The sequence below is a fragment of the Streptomyces sp. NPDC041784 genome (assembly GCF_055591025.1).
In genome coordinates, this window is sequence record NZ_JBVJAB010000004.1 from 443,387 (window position 1) to 465,107 (window position 21,721).

At 71.0% G+C, this 21,721-nt stretch carries 19 protein-coding genes; 13 read left to right on the forward strand and 6 right to left on the reverse strand.

Annotated features, from left to right (window positions below; genetic code table 11):
* Positions 1-72 precede the first annotated feature (72 nt).
* Both ppgK and ACZ6D7_RS11415 read right to left on the reverse strand, forming a co-directional pair.
* Positions 73-819 carry a polyphosphate--glucose phosphotransferase gene (gene ppgK, locus ACZ6D7_RS11410; RefSeq protein ID WP_469487340.1) on the reverse strand — a complete coding sequence of 249 codons (747 nt, stop codon included), beginning with the start codon at positions 817-819 and terminating at the stop codon, positions 73-75.
* Positions 820-848: 29 nt separating this feature from the next.
* Positions 849-1,877, reverse strand: a complete 1,029-nt coding sequence (locus tag ACZ6D7_RS11415) for a 4-hydroxy-3-methylbut-2-enyl diphosphate reductase (protein ID WP_469487344.1) — start codon at positions 1,875-1,877, stop codon at positions 849-851.
* A gap of 103 nt (positions 1,878-1,980) precedes the next feature.
* Between ACZ6D7_RS11415 and xseA the strand changes: the two genes are divergently transcribed.
* From xseA to ACZ6D7_RS11430, 3 genes are all read left to right on the forward strand, one after another.
* The gene (gene xseA, locus ACZ6D7_RS11420; RefSeq protein WP_469487347.1) at positions 1,981-3,189 is read left to right on the forward strand and encodes an exodeoxyribonuclease VII large subunit; all 1,209 of its coding nucleotides are present in this window, start codon (positions 1,981-1,983) and stop codon (positions 3,187-3,189) included.
* Positions 3,190-3,199: 10 nt separating this feature from the next.
* On the forward strand, positions 3,200-3,418 hold the full coding sequence (locus ACZ6D7_RS11425; protein ID WP_469487350.1) for an exodeoxyribonuclease VII small subunit: 219 nt from the start codon (positions 3,200-3,202) through the stop codon (positions 3,416-3,418).
* 133 nt (positions 3,419-3,551) lie between these two features.
* Positions 3,552-4,142, forward strand: coding sequence for a malonic semialdehyde reductase (locus tag ACZ6D7_RS11430; RefSeq protein ID WP_469487352.1), 591 nt, complete (start codon positions 3,552-3,554; stop codon positions 4,140-4,142).
* Between the two features lie 80 nt (positions 4,143-4,222).
* Here the strand turns inward: ACZ6D7_RS11430 and ACZ6D7_RS11435 are convergent, their stop codons facing one another.
* Positions 4,223-4,747: a DUF4245 domain-containing protein gene (locus tag ACZ6D7_RS11435; protein WP_469487354.1), complete on the reverse strand. Its 525-nt coding sequence runs from the start codon at positions 4,745-4,747 to the stop codon at positions 4,223-4,225.
* A 127-nt stretch (positions 4,748-4,874) separates the two neighbouring features.
* Between ACZ6D7_RS11435 and glpX the strand changes: the two genes are divergently transcribed.
* Positions 4,875-5,909: a class II fructose-bisphosphatase gene (gene glpX / locus ACZ6D7_RS11440; RefSeq protein ID WP_469487357.1), complete on the forward strand. Its 1,035-nt coding sequence runs from the start codon at positions 4,875-4,877 to the stop codon at positions 5,907-5,909.
* A 133-nt stretch (positions 5,910-6,042) separates the two neighbouring features.
* Here the strand turns inward: glpX and ACZ6D7_RS11445 are convergent, their stop codons facing one another.
* Both ACZ6D7_RS11445 and ACZ6D7_RS11450 read right to left on the reverse strand, forming a co-directional pair.
* Positions 6,043-6,420, reverse strand: coding sequence for a WhiB family transcriptional regulator (locus tag ACZ6D7_RS11445; protein WP_469487360.1), 378 nt, complete (start codon positions 6,418-6,420; stop codon positions 6,043-6,045).
* 163 nt (positions 6,421-6,583) lie between these two features.
* Positions 6,584-7,273 carry a DUF1707 SHOCT-like domain-containing protein gene (locus ACZ6D7_RS11450; protein WP_469487365.1) on the reverse strand — a complete coding sequence of 230 codons (690 nt, stop codon included), beginning with the start codon at positions 7,271-7,273 and terminating at the stop codon, positions 6,584-6,586.
* Between the two features lie 167 nt (positions 7,274-7,440).
* Between ACZ6D7_RS11450 and ACZ6D7_RS11455 the strand changes: the two genes are divergently transcribed.
* From ACZ6D7_RS11455 to ACZ6D7_RS11470, 4 genes are all read left to right on the forward strand, one after another.
* Positions 7,441-9,108, forward strand: coding sequence for a fumarate hydratase (locus ACZ6D7_RS11455; protein WP_469487369.1), 1,668 nt, complete (start codon positions 7,441-7,443; stop codon positions 9,106-9,108).
* A gap of 254 nt (positions 9,109-9,362) precedes the next feature.
* Positions 9,363-10,748, forward strand: coding sequence for a class II fumarate hydratase (locus ACZ6D7_RS11460; RefSeq protein ID WP_469487372.1), 1,386 nt, complete (start codon positions 9,363-9,365; stop codon positions 10,746-10,748).
* 73 nt (positions 10,749-10,821) lie between these two features.
* Positions 10,822-11,514, forward strand: coding sequence for a cytidylyl-2-hydroxypropylphosphonate hydrolase (gene fomD, locus ACZ6D7_RS11465; RefSeq protein WP_469487376.1), 693 nt, complete (start codon positions 10,822-10,824; stop codon positions 11,512-11,514).
* A gap of 286 nt (positions 11,515-11,800) precedes the next feature.
* Positions 11,801-13,891: a SpoIIE family protein phosphatase gene (locus ACZ6D7_RS11470; RefSeq protein ID WP_469487380.1), complete on the forward strand. Its 2,091-nt coding sequence runs from the start codon at positions 11,801-11,803 to the stop codon at positions 13,889-13,891.
* A 101-nt stretch (positions 13,892-13,992) separates the two neighbouring features.
* Here ACZ6D7_RS11470 and ACZ6D7_RS11475 read toward each other — a convergent pair whose 3' ends face one another.
* Positions 13,993-16,440 carry a transglycosylase domain-containing protein gene (locus ACZ6D7_RS11475; protein WP_469487383.1) on the reverse strand — a complete coding sequence of 816 codons (2,448 nt, stop codon included), beginning with the start codon at positions 16,438-16,440 and terminating at the stop codon, positions 13,993-13,995.
* A gap of 290 nt (positions 16,441-16,730) precedes the next feature.
* Between ACZ6D7_RS11475 and ACZ6D7_RS11480 the strand changes: the two genes are divergently transcribed.
* From ACZ6D7_RS11480 to ACZ6D7_RS11500, 5 genes are all read left to right on the forward strand, one after another.
* On the forward strand, positions 16,731-17,660 hold the full coding sequence (locus ACZ6D7_RS11480) for an SPFH domain-containing protein (protein WP_469487385.1): 930 nt from the start codon (positions 16,731-16,733) through the stop codon (positions 17,658-17,660).
* A complete protein-coding gene (locus ACZ6D7_RS11485; protein ID WP_469487388.1) occupies positions 17,657-17,911 on the forward strand; it encodes a type II toxin-antitoxin system antitoxin in 255 nt (84 codons plus the stop codon). Before ACZ6D7_RS11480 ends, ACZ6D7_RS11485 begins: the two co-directional genes overlap by 4 nt.
* 193 nt (positions 17,912-18,104) lie before the next feature.
* Positions 18,105-18,629, forward strand: a complete 525-nt coding sequence (locus tag ACZ6D7_RS11490; protein ID WP_469487392.1) for a PadR family transcriptional regulator — start codon at positions 18,105-18,107, stop codon at positions 18,627-18,629.
* On the forward strand, positions 18,626-19,315 hold the full coding sequence (locus ACZ6D7_RS11495; protein ID WP_469487394.1) for an ABC transporter ATP-binding protein: 690 nt from the start codon (positions 18,626-18,628) through the stop codon (positions 19,313-19,315). Before ACZ6D7_RS11490 ends, ACZ6D7_RS11495 begins: the two co-directional genes overlap by 4 nt.
* On the forward strand, positions 19,312-21,651 hold the full coding sequence (locus ACZ6D7_RS11500) for an ABC transporter permease (protein WP_469487396.1): 2,340 nt from the start codon (positions 19,312-19,314) through the stop codon (positions 21,649-21,651). Before ACZ6D7_RS11495 ends, ACZ6D7_RS11500 begins: the two co-directional genes overlap by 4 nt.
* Positions 21,652-21,721: the final 70 nt, after the last annotated feature.

Genomic DNA, 21,721 nt, shown 5'->3' on the forward strand with positions numbered 1-21,721 from the left:
GGCCGGCGCCACGAAGGCGTCGCCCAGGCCGGGCGGGGCGCCGCGAGAGCCGCGTCGTCCCGCCCGCAGGCGTCAGCTCTCCTTCGCCGCCCGCATCGCCGCGCCCACGATCCCCGCGTTGTTCTGGAGCTGTGCCGGGACGATCTCCGCCTTGATGTCCTCGATGAAGTGCAGGAACTTCTCGGCCTTGCGGCTGACCCCGCCGCCGATGATGAACAGCTCGGGCGAGAACAGCATCTCGACGTGGGCGAGGTACTTCTGGACGCGGTGCGCCCAGTGCTCCCACGTCAGCTCGCCGTCCTCCTTGGCCTTGCTGCTGGCGCGCTTCTCCGCGTCGTGCCCGTGCAGCTCGAGGTGGCCCAGCTCGGTGTTGGGGACGAGCACGCCGTCGACGAACAGCGCACTGCCGATGCCCGTGCCGAACGTCAGCAGGATGACCGTCCCGCTGCGGTCGCGGCCCGCGCCGAAGGCGACCTCGGCGACGCCCGCCGCGTCCGCGTCGTTGACGACGGTCACGGGCAGCCCGCCGAGCCGCTCGCTGAACAACGCGCGCGCGTCCGTGTCGATCCAGCTCTTGTCGACATTGGCCGCCGTGCGGATGGTCGATCCGCCGGTGACCACGCCGGGGAAGGTGAGACCGACCGGGCCGGTCCAGCCGAAGTGCTCCACGACCTGCTTCACGCCGTCGGCGACACCCTCGGGCGTCGCCGGTTGCGGTGTGAGCACTTTGCAGCGTTCCTGAGCCAGGTCGCCCCTGTCCAAATCCACAGGGGCGCCCTTGATCCCGGAACCGCCGATGTCCACGCCGAAGATCTGCATGGCCCTACGTTACGACGATCGACTGACAGTCACTCAGTCGAGGCGGCCGCGGCACCGCTGCCGCCGCGCTCCGCCACCAGCGCCGCCGCTTCCTCGCGCAGGTCCCGGCGCAGTTCCTTCGGCAGCGAGAAGGTGATGTGCTCGTCGGCCGCCTTGACCAGCTCCACGTCCCCGTAGCCGCGCTCGCCGAGCCAGGCCAGGACCTCCTCGACGAGGACCTCGGGGACGGAGGCGCCGGAGGTGACACCGACCGTGGTCACGCCCTCCAGCCAGGCCTCGTCGATCTCGCTGGCGAAGTCCACCAGGTACGCCTCGCGCGACCCGGCGAGCTTGGCGACCTCGACGAGCCGCTTGGAGTTGGAGGAGTTGCGCGAGCCGACCACGATGACCAGCTCGGCCTCGGCGCCCATCTGCTTCACCGCGAGCTGACGGTTCTGCGTGGCGTAGCAGATGTCGTCGCTGGGCGGGGAGATGAGCTGCGGGAACTTCTCCTTCAGTGCGTCGACGGTCTCCATGGTCTCGTCGACGGAGAGGGTGGTCTGGGAGAGCCAGACGACCTTCGACTCGTCACGGACCTCGACCTTGGCGACGTCGGCCGGGCCGTCGACCAGCTGGATGTGGTCCGGTGCCTCGCCGGAGGTGCCGATGACCTCCTCGTGGCCCTCGTGACCGATCAGGAGGATGTCGTAGTCGTCGTTCGCGAAACGGACGGCTTCCTTGTGGACCTTGGTGACCAGCGGGCAGGTCGCGTCGATGGTGGCGAGCCGCCCGCGCGCGGCCTCCTCGTGGACGACCGGCGCGACGCCGTGCGCCGAGAACATCACGATGTTGCCCGGCGGCACCTCCTCCGTGCGTTCGACGAAGATGGCGCCCTTCTTCTCCAGGGTCTGCACGACGTACTTGTTGTGGACGATCTCGTGCCGGACGTAGACCGGGGCCCCGTACTGCTCCAGGGCCTTCTCCACGGCGATCACGGCGCGGTCGACGCCCGCGCAGTAGCCCCGGGGAGCGGCGAGCAGGACACGGCGGCGGCCAGACGAAGCAGTCATGCGTCCCATCGTAAGGCCGTGCCCTGAGCGCCGGAGTTCCCCTCCGGGGTGGAGCGGACGGTCCGAGTCGGGCTGAGCGGCATTGTCGGTGGCGGCCGTTACGCTCGGTCGCATGGCTGTGAACACGTCCGCGGACGCCCCGCTGCCCGTCGGCGAGGTGTCGCGGCTCATCGGGGGGTGGATCGACCGGCTCGGCGCCGTGTGGGTCGAGGGTCAGATCACCCAGTTGTCGCGGCGCCCGGGTGCGGGCGTCGTCTTTCTGACCCTGCGCGATCCCTCGCACGACATCTCCGTGGGCGTGACGTGCTACCGGCAGGTGTTCGACGCGGTGGCGGACGTCGTCGGGGAGGGCGCCCGGGTCGTCGTCCACGCGAAACCGGAGTGGTACGCGCCGCGCGGGCAGCTGTCGCTGCGGGCCGTGGAGATACGGCCGGTGGGGGTCGGGGAGCTGCTGGCGCGGCTGGAGCAGCTGAAGAAGTCCCTGGCGGCGGAGGGCCTCTTCGCTCCCGGGCGCAAGCAGCCGCTGCCCTTCCTGCCGCAGCTCATCGGGCTGGTGTGCGGCCGGGCCTCGGCCGCCGAGCGGGACGTCCTGGAGAACGCCCGGCACCGCTGGCCCGCCGTCCGCTTCGAGGTGCGCAACGTCGCGGTGCAGGGGGTGCACGCGGTGACCCAGGTCGTCCAGGCCGTGAAGGAGCTGGACGCGCTCGACGAGGTCGACGTGATCATCGTCGCCCGGGGCGGCGGCAGCGTGGAGGATCTGCTGCCGTTCTCCGACGAGCAGCTGGTCCGCGCGGTCGCGGCCTGCCGTACGCCGGTGGTCTCGGCGATCGGGCACGAGCCGGACAACCCGCTGCTGGACCATGTGGCCGACCTGCGGGCCTCCACCCCGACCGACGCCGCGAAGAAGGTCGTCCCGGACGTGGGCGAGGAGCTGGAGCGGGTGCGGATGCTGCGCGGGCGGGCGCGGCGGTGCGTGGAGGCGTTCATGGAGCGGGAGGAGCGCGGGCTGGCCCACGCGCTCGCGCGGCCGGTGATCCAGGATCCGCACCGGATGATCGACGAGCGCGCCGACCAGGTCGCCTCGCTGACCGATCGTTCCCGGCGCTGTCTGCGGCATCTCCTGGACCGCGCGGACTCCGAGCTGACGCACACGCACGCGCGGGTGGTGGCCCTCTCGCCGGCCGCCACGCTGAAGCGGGGGTACGCGGTGCTCCAGCGGGCCGACGGGCACGTGGTCCGGGATCCGGCCGAGGTGGCGGCGGACGAGGCGCTGCGCGCGCGGGTCGCCGAGGGCGAGTTCACTGTTCGAGTCGACAACTAGGACTGGACGCATGACGAGCAAGACCGAGGAAGCCCTGGGGTACGAGCAGGCCCGCGACGAGCTGGTCGAGGTCGTCCGCCGCCTGGAGGCGGGGGGTACGACGCTGGAGGAGTCCCTCGCCCTGTGGGAGCGGGGCGAGGAGCTGGCCAAGGTGTGCCGGCGCTGGCTGGAGGGCGCGCGGGCACGGCTGGACGCGGCGCTGGCCGAGGAGGAGAAGGGGGAGGGCTAGAAGAAACGAGAGGCTGTGAAGCGGATCACCACACTCCGCGTTTTGTTGAACCTTGAACTTCATTGGCGTACGGTCATGGACGTCAGCCGGTCCGGCGTTCCGGATCCGGACGCGTACCCGAGAAAGTCCGACGATGTCTCTCGTTCTTGACCCCGCCGCCCAGGACCTGCTGTTCCGCGAGGCCCGCACCGCGAACACCTTCACCGACGAGCCGGTGACCGACGAGCAGGTCCAGGCCATCTACGACCTGGTCAAGTTCGGCCCGACCGCCTTCAACCAGACCCCGCTGCGCATCACCCTGGTCCGCTCGGCCGAGGCCCGCGAGCGCCTGGTGCGGCACCTGGCCGAGGGCAACCAGGCCAAGACGGCCGCCGCCCCGCTGGTCGCGATCCTCTCCGCGGACAACGAGTTCCACGAGGAGCTGCCGCAGCTGCTCCCGCACTTCCCGCAGGCCAAGGACATGTTCTTCGCCGAGCGCCCGGTCCGCGAGAGCGCCGCCACGCTGAACGCCGCCCTCCAGGCCGCGTACTTCATCATCGGCGTGCGCGCCGCCGGTCTGGCCGCCGGCCCGATGACCGGCCTGGACTTCGAGGGCGTCCGCAAGGAGTTCCTGGACGACGACCACACCCCGCTGATGGTCGTCAACATCGGCAGGCCCGGCGAGGACGCCTGGTTCCCGCGCTCCCCGCGGCTGGCGTACGACGAGGTCGTCACCACCGTCTGAGAGCGGTGACGCACGAGAGAGGCCCCCGGCATACGCCGGGGGCCTCTCTCGTGCGTGTGGGGCGTGTGGGGGCGGGACCCTCACGCCGTCTTGAGCGCCTTCGCCATCTCCGTGAGACGCTCGAAGGACGCCGTCCCCGCCACGACCGTCGTCGAACCGTCGGTGCCCTCCAGCACGAGCGCGTCGTAGCGGCCGCCGGTGTAGCGGGTCCAGGTACGGCCGTCGAGCTCCTCGGTGGACTTGGTCGCCGTCGAGCCCTGGCTGGCCTCGTCGATGAACTCCGAGCGCTTCTGAGTGGACTGCTCGACGGTGACGTACTCCCCGTCGGGGGCGTGGAAGCCGAGGTGCCAGGAGTCGAAGTCGGCGCCGTCGAACCGTACGGACGTCGCCTTCCATGTCTCGGGCAGGCCCTCGGGCGCGGCCACCGGGTAGGACGCCGCACGGCGTGCGGTGAGCAGTTCGACCCGGTAGTCGACCCGCTTGATGTCGGGAGCGTGATCGTCGTGCGGCACGAAGAGGTAGATCACCCACGCCGCGATCACGATGAGGCCCAGGGAGAGGATCATGTCCCGGGCCGACTTCTGCTTGCCGTTCGAACCTGCCACGTCCCCTATCGTCGCAGGTGCCCGGGCCGCTCATCCGTGGGGTCCCCTGCTCATTTTGTCGGACTGACGATAGAGTCGGGGATCGAACCCTCATCCGGCCGTCGTCGTATCAGAAAGGTGCGCTCCGATGACCGAGAATCATCATCTGCCGTCCGAACTCGATGTCCCCTCCGAGGCCCCCGACCGCAACCTCGCCCTGGAACTGGTCCGGGTGACCGAAGCCGCCGCGATGGCCGCGGGCCGCTGGGTGGGGCGCGGTGACAAGAACGGCGCCGACGGTGCCGCGGTGCGCGCCATGCGGACCCTCGTCTCCACCGTCTCGATGAACGGCGTCGTCGTCATCGGCGAGGGCGAGAAGGACGAGGCGCCGATGCTCTTCAACGGCGAGCGCGTCGGCGACGGGACCGGTCCCGAGGTCGACATCGCCGTGGACCCGATCGACGGCACCACGCTGACGGCCAAGGGCATGCCGAACGCGATCGCCGTCCTCGCGGCGACCGAGCGGGGCGCGATGTTCGACCCGTCCGCCGTGTTCTACATGGACAAGCTGGTCACCGGCCCCGAAGCCGCCGAGTTCGTCGACATCGACGCGCCCGTCGAGGTCAACATCCGCCGGGTCGCCAAGGCCAAGCGGGTCACCCCGGAGGACGTCACCGTCGTCATCCTGGACCGGCCGCGTCACGAAGGCCTCATCGAGGAGATCCGGGCGACCGGGGCACGCATCAAGCTGATCTCCGACGGCGATGTGGCCGGCTCGATCCTGGCGCTGCGCGAGGGCACCGGCATCGACCTGCTGCTCGGCGTCGGCGGCACGCCCGAGGGCATCATCTCGGCCTGCGCGGTGAAGTGCCTGGGCGGCACCATCCAGGGCAAGCTGTGGCCCAAGGACGACGAGGAGCGGCAGCGGGCGCTCGACGCGGGCCACGACCTGGACCGGGTGCTGACCACCGAGGACCTGGTCAAGGGCGAGAACGTGTTCTTCGTCGCCACCGGGATCACCGACGGTGAGCTGCTGCGCGGGGTGCGCTACCGGCCGGAGACCGCGACCACCGACTCGATCGTGATGCGGTCGAAGTCCGGGACGGTGCGGCGCATCGACTCCGAGCACCGGCTGAGCAAGCTGCGGGCGTACAGCGCGATCGACTTCGACCGCGCGAAGTAGCCCCTACGGGCAGGTGGGGCGTCCCCGGTGCGGAGGGGGCGCCCCATTCCTGCGTGAAGGGCCCGCCGTTCTTGCGTGAAGGGCCCGTCGAAAGGCGTCGAGAAGCCCGTCCCCAGGCCGGTCGGCGGGCCCGTCAGCCCGCCTGCGCTATGCGGTCGGCCGTCCGCGTCGCCTTCTTCAGTTCCATGTCCCGGCGCCGGCGCCGGGCCAGGACCACGCGGCGCTCGGCGGCGGTGAGGCCGCCCCAGACGCCGTAGGGCTCGGGCTGGACCAGTGCGTGCTCGCGGCACTCGACCATCACCGGACAGCGCGCGCAGACCCGCTTGGCGGCCTCCTCGCGGGAGAGGCGGGCGGCGGTGGGTTCCTTGGACGGTGCGAAGAACAGTCCTGCCTCGTCGCGCCGGCACACCGCCTCGGTGTGCCAGGGAGCGTCTTGGTCCCTGTCACGCGCTGGCACCCGCTGGGCCGGAACGGCGGCGACCTTCAGGGACGAATGCGGCGGTTGCAGCACGGGTCTACTCCTGACGACGGCTTCGCGAGCGAGAGGCGATGCAGCAAGGCCTACCCGCTGTGCGCGCGCCTATGCACTGAGTTCCGAACCACCGGCTTTCGGGGACTCCGGTGCGCCACCGTGCGCGGATCGGTTCGTTTCGACCCGGGCGGATTCACGACCGTCAACGGTCCAGATGCTTGCGCAAACCTCTGTCGACCTTGCGCTGCACCCGGTCGAGGATGTCCTCGACGAGCTTGCCGCGCTTCGGCCGGCCCTCGATGTTGCCCAGCACCGCCCAGCCGTCGACGTAGACCACGGGCGCCTCGGGGGAGGTCGCCTCGAGCGTGTGCACCTCGAAGTTGCCGAGGACTCCGGCGCCGGTGCCGTGCAGCGACACGTTCTCCGGGACGCGGATCTCGACGTTCCCGAAGACCGCGAAGGCCTTGACGACGACCTGCTGGTACTCGAAGAGCGCCTCGCTGAGGTCGATCTCGACGCTGCCGAAGATCGCGTACGCGTGGATCCGGCGGCCCGCGCGCCAGCGGCCCCGGCGGACGGCGCTGCTGAACACCGCGACCACATTGTCGTCGGGGTCGGCGGGGATCGCTCCGGCGGTGGGGCGCGGCGGGGCGGACAGGGGGCTCGCGCGCCGCTCGTGCGCGGCCGGCAGATCCCGTATGAAGAGCTCCAGCTCGCCCACCGTCTTGGCGGCCAGGACGCCCTCGACGCGCTCGGCGTGCTCCTCGGCGGTGAGCCGGCCCTCGGCCAGGGCCTCGCGCAGGATGTCGGCGACCCGGTCCCGGTCCGCGTCCGAGGCGCGCAGCTCGGCGGGGGGCGTGGGGGCGGCAGCGGTCTGCTTCTGAAGGTCCACGGGAGCAGCGTACCCAAACACGATAGATCGCGATAGCCCCCGCAGGAGTGACGGGCGAGGCCGAACTGAGCCTTACCTCACAAGCTCGCCGTCAGAGGCAGGTTCTACGCTGGTGAAGCCTGCCTCTGTCGGCAGGCCGCAGTCTGTCGAGTGAGGAATGGGCGACGATGCCTGAGTTCGCGTACACCGATCTGCTCCCCATGGGAGAGGACACCACCCCCTACCGGCTGGTGACCTCCGAGGGTGTCTCCACCTTCGAGGCCGACGGGCGGACGTTCCTCAAGGTCGAGCCGGAGGCGCTGCGCCAACTCGCCGCGGAGGCCATCCACGACATCCAGCACTATCTGCGCCCGGCCCACCTCGCGCAGCTGCGCCGGATCATCGACGACCCCGAGGCGTCGAGCAACGACAAGTTCGTGGCGCTGGACCTGCTGAAGAACGCGAACATCGCGGCGGCGGGCGTGCTGCCGATGTGCCAGGACACGGGCACCGCGATCGTCATGGGCAAGCGCGGGCAGAACGTGCTCACCGAGGGCGGCGACGAGGCGGCCCTCAGCCGCGGCATCTACGACGCGTACCTGAACCTCAACCTGCGCTACTCGCAGATGGCTCCGCTCACCATGTGGGAGGAGAAGAACACCGGCTCCAACCTCCCGGCCCAGATCGAGCTGTACGCGACCGACGGCGGCGCCTACAAGTTCCTGTTCATGGCGAAGGGCGGCGGCTCGGCCAACAAGTCGTTCCTCTACCAGGAGACGAAGGCGGTCCTCAACGAGGCCTCCATGATGAAGTTCCTGGAGGAGAAGATCCGTTCGCTCGGTACGGCCGCCTGCCCGCCGTACCACCTGGCGATCGTCGTCGGCGGTACGTCCGCCGAGTACGCGCTGAAGACCGCCAAGTACGCCTCCGCGCACTACCTGGACGAGATCCCGGCCGAAGGCTCCCCGCTCGGGCACGGCTTCCGGGACAAGGAGCTGGAGGAGAAGGTCTTCGAGCTGACGCAGAAGATCGGCATCGGCGCGCAGTTCGGCGGCAAGTACTTCTGCCACGACGTGCGCGTGGTCCGTCTGCCCCGGCACGGCGCGTCCTGCCCGGTCGCCATCGCCGTCTCCTGCTCGGCGGACCGTCAGGCCGTCGCGAAGATCACGGCGGAGGGCGTCTTCCTGGAGCAGCTGGAGACGGACCCGGCGCGGTTCCTGCCCGACACGACGGACGAGCACCTCGACGAGTCGTCGGACGTCGTGAAGATCGACCTGAACCAGCCGATGGACGCGATCCTCGCCGAGCTGACGAAGTACCCGGTGAAGACCCGCCTCTCGCTGTCCGGCCCCCTGGTCGTGGCCCGTGACATCGCGCACGCCAAGATCAAGGAGCGGCTGGACGCGGGCGAGGAGATGCCGCAGTACCTGAAGGACCACCCGGTGTACTACGCCGGCCCGGCGAAGACCCCCGAGGGCTACGCCTCCGGCTCCTTCGGCCCGACCACGGCCGGCCGGATGGACTCCTACGTCGAGCAGTTCCAGGCCGCGGGCGGCTCCAAGGTGATGCTCGCCAAGGGCAACCGCTCGCAGCAGGTCACGGACGCCTGCGGCAGCCACGGCGGCTTCTACCTCGGCTCCATCGGCGGCCCGGCCGCCCGCCTCGCCCAGGACTGCATCAAGAAGGTCGAGGTCGTCGAGTACGAGGAACTCGGCATGGAGGCCGTCTGGAAGATCGAGGTCGAGGACTTCCCGGCGTTCATCGTCGTCGACGACAAGGGCAACGACTTCTTCAAGGACCCGGCACCCGCGCCGACGTTCACGTCGATCCCGGTGCGGGGCCCTGGGCTCGCGTAGTGCTTCGGGGCGGCGGGGACGGATTGCGCCCCCGCCGCTTCTGCCCGTCCCTTCCCGTCCCTTCCCGTCCCTTCCCGCCCCCTCCCGTCCCAGAGGCTCCGCCCCCGGCCCCCGCAGGGCCGCGCCCCAGACCCCCTTCGGCCTGAACGGCCTCGCCCTCGAACGCCGGACGGGCTGAGCGGCGCCGACGCTCACGAGCATCCGGATGGCCCAGTGCGCGGAACATCCGCGGCATCCCGTTCGCTGTACCGGGCATGAGCGACTACCGCATCGAGCACGACTCCATGGGCGAGGTCCGGGTCCCCGCCGAGGCCAAGTGGCGGGCGCAGACCCAGCGTGCCGTCGAGAACTTCCCCGTCTCCGGCCAGCGCATCGAGCGGGCGCACATCGAGGCGCTGGCCCGGATCAAGGGGGCCGCGGCGAAGGTCAACGCCGGGCTCGGGGTGCTCGACAAGGACATCGCCGAGGCGATCCAGGAGGCGGCCCGGGAGGTGGCCGACGGGACATGGGACGCGCACTTCCCCGTGGACGTGTTCCAGACGGGCTCCGGGACCTCGTCCAACATGAACGCCAACGAGGTCATCGCCACCCTGGCCACCGAGCGGCTGGGCCGGGACGTGCACCCCAACGACCACGTCAACGCCTCGCAGTCCTCCAACGACGTCTTCCCGTCCTCGATCCACATCGCCGCCACCGCCGCCGTCACCCGTGACCTGATCCCCGCTCTGGAGCACCTGGCCGGCTCCCTCGGCCGCAAGGCGGAGGAGTTCGCCGACGTGGTGAAGTCGGGGCGGACCCATCTGATGGACGCCACGCCCGTCACCCTGGGACAGGAGTTCGGCGGGTACGCCGCCCAGGTGCGGTACGGCGTCGAGCGGCTGCGGGCGTCCCTGCCCCGGCTCGCCGAGCTGCCGCTGGGCGGCACCGCGGTGGGGACCGGGATCAACACCCCGCCCGGGTTCTCCGCCGCCGTGATCGAGGAGGTCGCCCGCACCACCGGGCTGCCGCTGACCGAGGCGCGCGACCACTTCGAGGCGCAGGGCGCGCGGGACGGGATCGTCGAGACCAGCGGGCAACTGCGAACCATCGCGGTCGGGCTGACCAAGATCGCCAACGATCTGCGGTGGATGGCCTCGGGGCCGCGCACCGGTCTCGCCGAGATCTCGCTGCCCGACCTCCAGCCCGGTTCCTCGATCATGCCCGGCAAGGTCAACCCGGTGATCCCGGAGGCCGTGCTGATGGTCGCCGCGCAGGTCGTGGGGAACGACGCGACCGTCGCCACGGCCGGCGCCGCCGGCAACTTCGAGCTGAACGTCATGCTGCCGGTCATCGCCAGGAACGTCCTCGAGTCCGTCCGGCTCCTCGCCAACGTGTCCCGGCTGCTCGCCGACCGGACCGTGGACGGCATCGTCGCGCACCGCGAACGCGCCCGCGAGTACGCCGAGTCCTCCCCGTCCGTGGTCACCCCGCTCAACAAGTACATCGGCTACGAGGAGGCCGCGAAGGTCGCCAAGAAGGCGCTGGCGGAGCGCAGGACGATCCGGCAGGTCGTCCTGGAGGGCGGGTACGTGGCGCGGGGCGATCTGACGGTCGAACAGCTCGACGAGGCGCTGGATGTCCTGCGCATGACGCACCCGTAACCATTCGGGCCACCCGGCGAGAACCGTGACGGGGACGACAGCGTCGTATGCCCATGGCACCTAATATCTGTTCATGGCAGACGGTGGAGTGGTGAGTCGCGTGGGAACGGGTGGTACGGCGGCCTACTGGGAGCCCGGGCACCAGATCCTGTGGCGGTACCGGGAGAATGGCGGCGCGGGCTTCCACATCGCCCGCCCGGTGACCGTGGTCCGTGACGACGAGGACGTGCTCGCCGTCTGGCTCGCCCCGGGAACCCAGGTCGTCAAGCCCGTGCTCGCGGACGGCACCCCTTTGCACCAGGAACCGCTGCGCACCCGCTACACCCGCCCGCGGACCGTCCAGCTCGACCGCTGGTTCGGCACCGGTGTGCTGAAGTTGGCCCGGCCCGGTCAGCCCTGGTCGGTGTGGCTGTTCTGGGAACCGGGCTGGCAGTTCAAGAACTGGTACGTCAACCTGGAGACTCCGCTGGCCCGTTGGGACGGCGGAGTGGACTCGGAGGACCACTTCCTGGACATCTGCGTGTATCCGGACCGCACTTGGGACTGGCGCGACGAGGACGAGTTCGCGCAGGCCCAGCAGGACGGCCTGATGGACGCGGCCCCCGCCGAACGGGTGCGGGCGGCGGGACGGGCGGCGGTGGACGTGATCCGCGCTTGGGGACCGCCGTTCGACGAGGGCTGGCAGCACTGGCGCCCGGAGCCGTCCTGGGCCGTACCGTTGCTTCCGGAGGACTGGGACCGTACGCCCGCGCACGTGTCCACATGAGACCCTTGATGCACCCCCGGGCGGGAAACGTAGGATCGTCCTCCGCAAGAGCATGCAACAGCAACTCCCGGGGCAGGCGCCGGGTCTGACCGAACGTCACCGAGGGGCGGCAGGACGTGAGCGAGGGGTACGAACGCACCACCGGCGGGGCCGCGGGCCGCGCCCGGTTCCCCGGTGGCACAGGAACAGCCTCTGACCACGCGGGAATTCCGTTCCGGGGACAGGTATTCCGGGTATCGGGTTTTCTGCGGGACGAACTGCGCGCGCGGCGCGCAGCCCCGGACGGATGGATGCGACACGCGTGACGGAGCAGCCCACCAGCTACGAACGCCCCCAGGGCGCCGACCCCACGGACCCCCGCGGGGCGCTCCTGCGTTCCCCGGTACCGGGCTCGGCCGCCTTACCTCCCCCCGCCGTGGCCCAGGGCCGCACCGAGGACAACTCCGGGACCACGACGCCCCATGAGACGGGCGGCAAGGGAAAGGATCCGGCCGGTTCGGACCCCGAGCACTCCCAGCCGTCGGCGGGCGCCGAACCGGACGCCCACCGGCCGCGTCCGGCGCCCGAGTCCATCCCGGCCCAGCCGGGCGGCGAGGCGCGCGCGGAGCGCCGTACGGGACAGGGCGTGACGCCCGGCCGGCCCACGCCGATGCGCCGGGACGGCGACCGGCTGCGTTTCGTGGGTGCCGCGACCCGGCGGATCGCCCGCGGTCTGGACCTCGACGAGATCGTGATGGGGCTGTGCCGGGCCACCGTGCCCACCTTCTCCGACGCGATCCTGGTCTATCTGCGCGACCCGCTGCCGGTCGGCGACGAGCGGCCGGTGGCCGACCGCGTCATGCTGCGGCTGCGGCGCACCGACCGCATCCCGGACGAACGGGACACCGAGACCGGATTCGCCGCGCTGGCCCTGCCGCCGCCCGAACCGGCCGAACTGAACGCCGAGTTGTCGGCCGCCGTGGCCGAACTCTGCGAGGTGCGGCCCGGCGGGGCGCTCGCGGAGGTGCTGCGCGGGGTGCGTCCGGTGTTCGCCGACAATCCGGCGGCCCGCGCCGCGCTGCCCGAACTCCTGGGCGAGGACAGCACGTTGGTGGTTCCGGGCGCTCAGCGGGCCATCCTGGCCCCGCTGCGGGGCCGGCGGCGGGTGATCGGCGCGGCGGTCTTCCTGCGCCGCCCGGAGCGTATCCCGTTCGAGAGCGACGACCTGCTCGTGGCCGCCCAGCTCGCCACGCACAGCGCCCTCGGCATCGACAAGGCGGTCCTGTACGACCGTGAGGCGTACATCGCCGACGAGTTGCAGCGCACCATGCTCCCCGAGACCCTGCCCCGCCCCACGGGCGTCCGGCTGGCGTCCCGCTATCTGCCCGCCGCGGAGACCGCCCGGGTCGGCGGCGACTGGTACGACGCGATCCCGCTGCCCGGCAGCCGGGTGGCGCTGGTGGTGGGCGACGTCATGGGGCACTCCATGACCTCGGCCGCGATCATGGGCCAGCTGCGCACCACCGCCCAGACCCTGGCCGGGCTCGACCTGCCCCCGCAGGAGGTCCTGCACCACCTCGACGAGCAGGCCCAGCGCCTGGGCACCGACCGCATGGCGACGTGCCTGTACGCCGTCTACGACCCGGTCTCGCACCGCATCACCATCGCCAACGCCGGCCATCCCCCGCCCGTCCTGCTGCACCTGGGCGGCCGGGCCGAGGTGCTGCGGGTGCCGCCGGGCGCGCCGATCGGCGTCGGCGGCGTCGACTTCGAGGCGGTGGAGCTGGACGCGCCGGCGGGCGCCACCCTGCTCCTGTACACCGACGGCCTGGTCGAGTCCCGGCTGCGGGACGTGGCGACCGGCATAGAGCAGCTCCGCGAGAAGCTGGCCGCGACCGCGCAGCTCACCGGGCCCGATCACCCGCCGCCGCTGGAGGCCCTGTGCGACGAGGTGCTCGACATGCTCGGGCCGGGCGACCGGGACGACGACATCGCGCTGCTCGCCGCCCGCTTCGAAGGGATCGCGCCGAGCGATGTGGCGTACTGGTTCCTGGAACCGGAGGACGCGGCACCGGGCCGGGCCCGGCGGCTGGCCCGGCGGGCGCTGTCCCGCTGGGGCATGGAGGACATGACCGACTCGGTCGAGCTGCTGGTCAGCGAGGTCGTGACCAACGCGGTGCGGTACGCCTCGCGGCCCGTCACGCTGCGGCTGCTGCGGACCGATGTGCTGCGCTGCGAGGTCGGCGACGACGTGCCGCAGCTGCCCCGGCTGCGGCAGGCCCGGCACACCGACGAGGGCGGGCGCGGCCTGTATCTGGTGAACCGTCTCGCCCGGCGGTGGGGAGCCACCCGGCTGAGCACCGGCAAGGTGGTGTGGTTCGAGCTGAACCGCGGGTGAGCGGCTGACCCGCGGTTGCCGCTGACCGCCGGCCCGTGGTCTGGCGGATGACACGCGAAGGGCGCCCGGTGTGATCACCGGGCGCCCTTCGTGCCGTCCCCCTACTGGCCGCTCTGTGGGTCCAGTGGGTTCTCCGGATCGGTGGACGGCTCCTCCGTGCTCGGCGCCGTCGGGGTGCTGGTCGTCGGTTCGTCGGTGGTCGGTTCGTCCGTGGTCGGTTCGTCGGTCGTCGGTTCGTCCGTGGTCGGCTCCTGCGACGGGGTCGTCGAGGCGGACGGGCTCTGGGACGGGGAGTCCTGCGGCGACGGCGAGGTGGACGGGGACGGGGACGACGTCTGGACCGCCGCGCCCTGGTCGGTCTCCAGGTCGAACTTGGTGACCTCGGTGGAGACGCCGAAGGTGTACGCCGCCCAGATCTGCGCCGGGTAGCCACCACCGTTGATCCGGCCCGCGTCGCCGGACAGGCCGGTCGTCGCGCCGGTCAGGGTGACCTGGGGGTGCGGGGCCTTCGCGGACTCGCCGAACAGGCCGACCGAGGTGACCAGGTCGGGTGTGTAGGCGGTGAACCAGGCCGACTTGTTGTCGTCGGAGGTACCCGTCTTGCCCGCGACCTTCTGGCCCTTGCGCAGCGGGTTGTCCCGCACGGAGGTCTTGGCCGTACCGTCGTCGACCACGCCGGTGAGGACCGAGGTGACCGAGTCGGCGGCCTCGCGGCTGATGACCTCTTCGCCGATCGGGCTGGTGGGCTTGAACGCCGGGTGGGCGCTGTTCTCGGCCGACTTGATGATCGCCGGGGTGACCTTCTTGCCGTGGTTGTCGAGCGTGGCGTAGACACCGGCCATCTGGAGCGGGCTCGCGCCCATGGTGCCCAGGGTCTGCGCGGGTACGGCCTTGAGGTCCTCGGTGTCCATGCCGAGGTTGCCCGCGACCTTCAGCACCTCGTCCATCCCGACGTCGACGCCCAGCTGCGCGAAGACGGAGTTGACGGACTTGTTCATCGCCGTCTGGACGGTGACGTCGCCGTAGTTCCCGTCGTCCTCGTTCTCCGGGGCGAAGGCGATGTCGCTGCCGACGACCGGGCGCTCGCTGGTGCCGTCGTAGATCGTGTTGGCGGTGATCGGGTCGCCGTCCTGCGTCCTGGCGTCCTCGTCGAGGGCCGCGGCGAGGATGACGGGCTTGAAGGTGGAGGCCGGCTGGTAGTCGGTGCGGGTCGCGTTGTTCAGGTAGTGCTCGGTGTAGCTCGTACCGCCGTACATCGCCTCGACCGCGCCCGTGTGCGGGTTCACCGAGACCGCGCCGGCCTGGACGTCGGCGTCGACGGACCGCTTCTTCTTGTCGAGCTTGCTGGTCAGCTGGTCCTTGACCGACTTCTCCAGCGCCTTCTGCTTCTTCTTGTCGATGTTCAGCTCGATGTTCCAGCCGCCGCGCTTGACCAGGGCCGCGGCCGACTCGTAGTCGTCGGCGACCCCCTGGGAGACGAGCTGGCGGGCCAGTTCGGCGTTGGCCGCGTCGACCAGGTAGCCGATCTGGCCCTCCTGGCTCGGGTCGGCCTTGGGCTCCTCGGGCACCGGGAACTTCATGGTCTCGCGCTCGGACTTGTCCAGCCAGTCCTGCTCGACCATGTTGTCCAGGACGTAGTTCCAGCGGTTCTGCACCAGCTTCTTGCCGGTCTTGGAGGCGACGGCCCAGTCGTACTGGCTGGGTGCCTGGAGCAGCGCGGCGAGGTAGGCGCCCTGTTCGACGCTGAGCTTGTCGGCGTCGACGCGGTAGTAGGCCTGGGCCGCGGCCTGGATGCCGTAGGCGCCGCGGCCGTAGTAGCTGGTGTTGATGTAGCCGGCCAGGATGTACTCCTTGGACTCCTCACGGTCCAGCTTGATCGAGATGACCAGTTCCTTCAGCTTGCGCGTGACGGTCTGTTCCTGGCTCAGGTAGTAGTTCTTGACGTACTGCTGGGTGATCGTCGAACCGCCCTGCGCGCCCTTGCCCATGAGGGTGTTGAGGATGCCGCGGGTGGTGCCCTTGAGGTCGACGCCGGCGTCGTTGTAGAAGGACTTGTTCTCGGCGGCGACGAAGGTGCGCTGGACCGGCTTGGGGACGGTCGCGAGGTCGACCACCTCCCGGTTGACCTCACCGTCGCGGGCGAGGATCGCGCCGCCCTTGTACTTGTAGACGTTGCTCTGGAGTTTGGCGTCGGGGTTCCCGACCGGGATCGGCGTGCTCATGTAGAGCCAGAGGAGGGCGCCGAAGACGGCGACGGTCAGCCCGAGGACGGTGCCGAGGACCTTCTTCCAGGTGAAGATCCGGCGTATGAGGCTCTTCTCCTTCTTCCCGTCCTTGGCATTCTTCCCCCCCTTGGCGCCGGCTCCCTTGCCCTTGGCGCTGCGGCGGGCGGCGGCGCGCCCGCCGGCCGCGACGCCGTCGGCGGTCTCGGTGGGGGTCGCCGCCGACTCGTTCTCCGACGCCGGTGCCTCCGCCCGCGTCGAGCGGTTCCTGGGCGCCGCGCGGCGGCCACCGCGCTGTCGCGCTCGTCTCTCTTCCGCTCGTCCCATGAGTCCGCTCGCTCCGCTTCCTACTCGGCAGTCACACCAGTGCCCGGAGGCAGGTCAGCTCAGAAAGCTAACACCGTCGGCTGTGGCGAAGGGTTCTCTCTCCGGCGTTCGGAGGGGGTGAGAATCAGCACCCCGCCCGGTGGAACCGGCGCACCTCTCCACCAGTACCGACGTCCGGAAGACGCCAGGGGTTGCGGTCCTGCCGTAAAGTGATATCACTTAGCTAGAACGAAGTGAGCGCGAGGGCCGTACGAAACGGCCCGAGCCGATACGAAACGGGGGAACCACCCATGTCCGCAGACACCATCGCGGCGACCGCGCCCGAGATGCCCTCCCCACGCGTGAAGGAGTTCCCCGCGCACAGCGTCGGCGGCGGCCTCGCCCTGCTGTTCGGCCTGGTCGGACTCCTGGCCGGCGCCGGGATGATCGCGCTGGGCGCCGGGTCGGACGCGACCGGCGCCAAGGCCGGGCTGATCACCGGCGGCATCCTCGTCGGGCTCGCCGCGTTCCTGTCGATGTGCGGGCTGAACACGGTGGCGCCGGGCGAGGCGCGCGTGGTGCAGCTCTTCGGGCGCTACCGGGGCACGATCCGCGAGGACGGCCTGCGCTGGGTGAACCCCTTCACCTCCCGCGAGAAGATCTCCACCCGCGTGCGCAACCACGAGACGGCCGTCCTGAAGGTCAACGACGCCTACGGCAACCCGATAGAACTGGCCGCGGTCGTGGTGTGGAAGGTGCAGGACACCGCGCAGGCCAGCTTCGAGGTGGACGACTTCCTGGAGTTCGTCTCCACCCAGACCGAGGCCGCCGTCCGGCACATAGCCATCGAGTACCCCTACGACTCCCACGACGAGGACGGGCTCTCGCTGCGCGGCAACGCCGAGGAGATCACCGAGAAGCTCGCGGTTGAGCTGCACGCGCGCGTGGAGGCGGCCGGCGTCCGGATCATCGAGTCCCGCTTCACGCATCTCGCGTACGCTCCGGAGATCGCCTCGGCGATGCTCCAGCGCCAGCAGGCGGGCGCCGTCGTCGCGGCCCGCCGGGAGATCGTGGACGGCGCCGTCGGGATGGTCGAGGCGGCGCTCAGCCGGATCGCCGAGCAGGACATCGTGGAACTGGACGAGGAGCGGAAGGCGGCGATGGTGTCCAACCTGATGGTGGTCCTCTGCGGGGACCGCGCACCCCAGCCCGTACTCAACACCGGGACCCTCTACCAGTGACGGTTCCCTCCGGGGGCGCAGCCCCTCAGGGCCGGCCGCAGCGCAAACAGGTGCTGCTGCGGCTGGACCCCGCGGTGTACGAGGCGCTGGCCCGGTGGGCCGGGGACGAGCTGCGGTCCGCGAACGCGCAGATCGAGTTCCTGCTTCGGAAGGCCCTGAAGGACGCGGGGCGACTGCCCGGCGACACGGGGCCGCTGCCCCGCCGCGGCCGGCCCCCCGGGGGCTCCGCCTCGGGACCCCCGCCGGCCTGAAGGGCTCGGCAGGACAGGACCGGTCGGACAGAGCCGTCGGACAGGACCGGTCGGACAGAGCCGGTCGGACAGGGCCGGTCGCCTGTAGCAGAACAGTGACAATGGGCGCCCACCTGCGCACTCCCACCCCTCGCAGACCACTGCACACTCCGCGTATACACACGGCGTATACACCGCATGTACAGTCCTCCCCATGTCCATCGGCCACACCCTCCTGGGACTCCTGGAGTCCGGGCCCCGACACGGTTACGACCTGAAGCGGGCCTTCGACGAGAAGTTCGGTCACGACCGGCCCCTGCACTACGGCCAGGTCTACTCGACGATGTCCCGTCTGCTGAAGAACGGTCTCGTCGAGGTCGACGGCATCGAGGCGGGCGGCGGGCCCGAGCGCAAGCGGTACGCGATCACCGACGCCGGGATCACCGACGTCGAGCGCTGGCTCGCCACGCCCGAGAAGCCCGAGCCGTACCTCCAGTCGACCCTCTACACCAAGGTCGTCCTGGCGCTGCTCACGCACCGCGACGCAGCCGACGTCCTCGACACCCAGCGCGCGGAGCACCTGCGCAGCATGCGGATCCTGACCGACCGCAAACGCAAGGGTGATCTGGCGGACCAGCTGATCTGCGACCACGCCCTGTTCCATCTCGAGGCCGACCTGCGCTGGCTGGAGCTGGCCGCCGCGCGCCTCGACAAGCTGAAGGCCACGGTGACCGCATGAACGCTCCCGGGGGATCCCTGCTCGTCGCCGAGAACCTGCGCAAGGCGTACGGCCCGACGATGGCGCTGGACGGCGCCGAGTTCTCCATCCACCCCGGCGAGGTCGTCGCCGTGATGGGCCCGTCCGGCTCCGGCAAGTCGACGCTGCTGCACTGCCTCGCCGGCATCGTGACGCCCGACTCCGGCTCGATCACCTACGACGGGCGGGAGCTGGCGACGATGAACGACGCCGGGCGCAGCCGCCTGCGGCGCTCGGAGTTCGGGTTCGTGTTCCAGTTCGGGCAGCTGGTGCCGGAGCTGACCTGCGTGGAGAACGTGGCCCTGCCGCTGCGGCTGAACGGCACCTCGCGCAAGCAGGCCGAGCACACCGCCCTCGGGTGGATGGCCCGGCTGGAGGTCGACGACCTCGCGAAGAAGCGGCCCGGGGAGGTCTCCGGCGGGCAGGGGCAGCGGGTGGCGGTGGCCCGCTCGCTGGTGACCAGCCCCCGGGTCGTCTTCGCCGACGAGCCGACCGGCGCGCTGGACTCGCTCAACGGCGAGCGCGTGATGGAGCTGCTCACCGAGGCGGCCCGCTCGGCCAACGCGGCCGTGGTGCTGGTGACGCACGAGGCCCGGGTGGCCGCGTACTCCGACCGCGAGATCGTCGTACGGGACGGGAAGTCGCGGGACATGGAGCGGGTCGTATGAACCTGCGTCAATGGGCGAAAGACCTGGCCATGGGGGTCCGGTTCGCCTTCGCCGGCGGGCGGGAGGGCTGGGTCCGGGCCGTGCTGACGGCGGTGGGCGTCGGGCTCGGTGTGGCCCTGCTGCTGCTGTCGACCGCGCTGCCGAACGCGCTCTCGGTGCGGCACGAGCGCGAACAGGCCCGCATGGACTACTCGTTCAGCGCTGAACCGCTGCGCAAGGCCGACGACACCCTGGTGATCGCCCACGTCGACACCACGTTCCGCGACAAGGACGTGCGCGGCCGGCTGGTGGAGCCGGAGGGGCCGCGCGCACCGCTGCCGCCCGGGGTGAGCGCGTACCCGGCGAAGGGCGAGATGCTGGTGTCGCCCGCGCTGAAGCGGCTGCTCGCCTCGGACGGGGCGGCGCTGCTGCGTGAGCGGCTGCCGTACCGGATCGTCGGGACCATCGGGGAGAGCGGGCTGATCGGCTCGCAGGAACTCGCCTACTACGCGGGCGGCAGCGGGCTCGCCGCCGGCGTCGACGGCGGGAGGGTGTCCCGGCTGGACCGGTTCGGGGACGTGAACCCGACGACCGAGCGGGCCGACCCGGTCCTGATCCTGCTGAACATCGTCGTGATCGTGGTGCTGCTGATGCCGGTCGCGGTGTTCATCGCGGCGGCCGTGCGGTTCGGCGGCGAACGGCGCGACCGCCGGCTCGCGGCGCTGCGGCTGGTCGGCGCCGACGGCCGGACGGCCCGGCGGATCGCGGCGGGCGAGGCGATGGCCGGCGCGCTGCTCGGCCTGGTCCTCGGCACCGGGTTCTTCCTGATCGGGCGGCAGATCGCGGGCTCGGTCGAGGTGGTGGGAGTGAGTGTGTGGCCCAGCTACCTGGACCCCTCCCCGGCGCTGGCCGCGCTGGTCGCGCTGGCGGTACCCACCGCCGCCGTCGGGGTCACCCTGCTCGCGCTGCGCGGTGTGGTGATCGAGCCGCTCGGCGTGGTGCGCACGGCCAAGCCCTCGCGGCGCCGTCTGTGGTGGCGGCTGCTGCTGCCGGTGGCCGGCCTCGCCATGCTCTACCCGATGATCGGCCAGGGGCGGGACAACGGGGACTTCAACCAGTACCTGGTGGTCGGCGGCGTCCTGCTGCTGCTGGTCGGCGTCACGGCGCTGCTGCCGTGGCTCGTCGAGACGGCCGTGGCCCGGCTCGGCGCGGGCGGGGTCGCCTGGCAACTGGCCGTGCGACGCCTCCAGCTGAGCAGCGGTACGGCGGCCCGGATGGTCAACGGCATCGCGGTGGCGGTGGCCGGGGCGATCGCGCTCCAGATGCTGTTCGCCGGGGTCGACGGCCAGTACACGAAGGACACCGGCCTGGACCTCACCCGGGCCCAGATGACGGTCAACGTGCCGGACGGCGCCCCGCTGGCGGCGACCGCGCAGAAGTTCGAGGACACCAAGGGCGTAGGGAAGGTCACGGCCCTGTGGGAGGGCTACTTCGGTGACTCCACCTGGAGCGCAGAGAACGGCCCGAGCCTCGTCACCGAGCTGACCGTCGGCGACTGCGCGGCCCTGCGCGAGGTGGCGAGGCTGCCCTCCTGCAAGGACGGCGACCTGTTCGCCGTCGACGGCTCCGACTACTCCACGGACGGGCAGAAGCTGAACAAGCCCGGCAAGAAGCTGTACATCGAGTCGTCCGCCTCGGGGACCAGCACGGAGGCCGTCTGGACGGTCCCGGCGGGCGCCGTCAAGGCCCGGTCGATCAAGGACCCGACGGGCAGCATGCGCGGCGGCTTCCTGATGACACCGGGTGCGATGCCCGAGAACCTCGAGAAGACGGTCAGCGGTCAGCTGTACCTCTCCATCGACGAGTCCGTGCCGGACGCCTACGAGTACGCCCGCAACACCACCGCTGAGGTGGATCCACTCGCCGGCACGTCGATGTGGTCGTCCACCCAGACGTCCGAGAAGTACGACTCCATCCGCACCGGACTGCTCGTCGGCGCCTTCTGTGTACTGGCACTGATCGGGGCGAGCCTGCTGGTCACCCAGCTGGAGCAGCTGCGCGACCGCCGCAAGCTGCTGTCGTCCCTGGTCGCCTTCGGCACGCGGCGGCGGACGCTGGGCATGTCGGTGCTGTGGCAGACGGCCATCCCGATCGCGCTGGGTCTGCTGCTGGCCTCGGTGGTCGGCATCACGCTGGGCGCGGTGCTGCTGAAGATGACGGACACCCCGGTGGGCGTGGACTGGTGGAGCGTCCTGGCCATGACCGGCATCGGCGGGGCGATCGTCCTGCTGGTGACGGTGGCGAGCCTGCCGCCTCTGGCCCGGCTGATGCGGCCGGACGGGCTGCGCACGGAATAGCCGTCACGCGTCCTGGGCGCACGGTCCCCTGAGCACGGCGCACGGTCCCTCCCCGCTTCGGGGAGGGACC